Source organism: Mixta theicola (assembly GCF_002895925.1).
In the GTDB taxonomy this organism is placed as follows: Bacteria; Pseudomonadota; Gammaproteobacteria; order Enterobacterales; family Enterobacteriaceae; genus Mixta; species Mixta theicola.
In genome coordinates this window covers 1-1,057 of sequence record NZ_NWUO01000047.1, presented here as the reverse complement: position 1 = coordinate 1,057, position 1,057 = coordinate 1, and the positions used below count along the sequence as shown (strand labels likewise).

Here is a 1,057-nt window from a genome sequence, read left to right as displayed (position 1 = left end):
GGCTTTGTTGAATAAATCAGATTTCGGGTAAGTCTTCCCCGTAGCGGGTTGTGTTTTCAGGCAATACGCACGCTTTCAGGCATACCTGCTTTCGTCATTTTGTTCAGCGCTCGTACCAGGGCCATAGCCTCCGCAACCTGACCATCGTAGTCACGCAGCGTCAGTGAACCCCCGAACAGCTGTTTTACCCGGTACATCGCCGTTTCCGCTATCGAGCGACGGTTGTAATCTGTTGTCCATTTCCACCGCGCATTACTCCCGGTCATTCGCTGATTAGCCACTGCACGGTTACGGTCTGCATATTCACCGGGCCAGTAACCCGCACCTTTTCGGGGAGGGATAAGCGCGCTGATTTTCTTACGCCGCAGTTCATCGTGACAGAGCCGGGTATCGTAAGCGCCATCGGCGGCGGCTGACCTGATTTTCCGGTGGGTTTGCCGGATTAACCCGGGGAAGGCCTCTGAGTCCGTAACGTTGTTCAGCGACAGGTCAGCGCAGATGATTTCATGTGTTTTACTGTCAACGGCGAGATGCAGCTTACGCCAGATACGGCGGCGTTCCTGGCCATGCTTTTTGACTTTCCACTCGCCTTCACCGAAGACCTTCAGCCCGGTGGAATCAATTACCAGGTGTGCGATTTCACCCCGGGTGGGCGTTTTGAAACTGACATTAACCGACTTTGCCCGCCTGCTGACACAGCTGTAATCCGGGCAGCGTAGCGGAACGTTCATCAGAGAAAAAATGGAATCAATAAAGCCCTGCGCAGCCCGCAGGGTCAGCCTGAATACGCGTTTAATGACCAGCACAGTAGTGATGGCAAGGTCAGAATAGCGCTGAGGTCTGCCTCGTGAAGAAGGTGTTGCTGACTCATACCAGGCCTGAATAGCTTCATCATCCAGCCAGAAAGTTATGGAGCCACGGTTGATGAGGGCTTTATTGTAGGTGGGCCAGTTGGTGATTTTGAACTTTTGCTTTGCCACGGAACGGTCTGCGTTGTCGGGAAGATACGTGATCTGATCCTTCAACTCAGCAAAAGTTCGATTTATTCAACAAAGCC

At 52.8% G+C, this 1,057-nt stretch carries 1 protein-coding gene; it reads right to left on the bottom strand.

Annotated features, from left to right (window positions below):
- Nucleotides 1-56: 56 nt before the first annotated feature.
- Nucleotides 57-1,025, bottom strand: a complete 969-nt coding sequence (locus COO59_RS20500; RefSeq protein ID WP_000654812.1) for an IS5-like element IS903B family transposase — start codon at nt 1,023-1,025, stop codon at nt 57-59.
- Between the last annotated feature and the right edge of the window lie 32 nt (nt 1,026-1,057).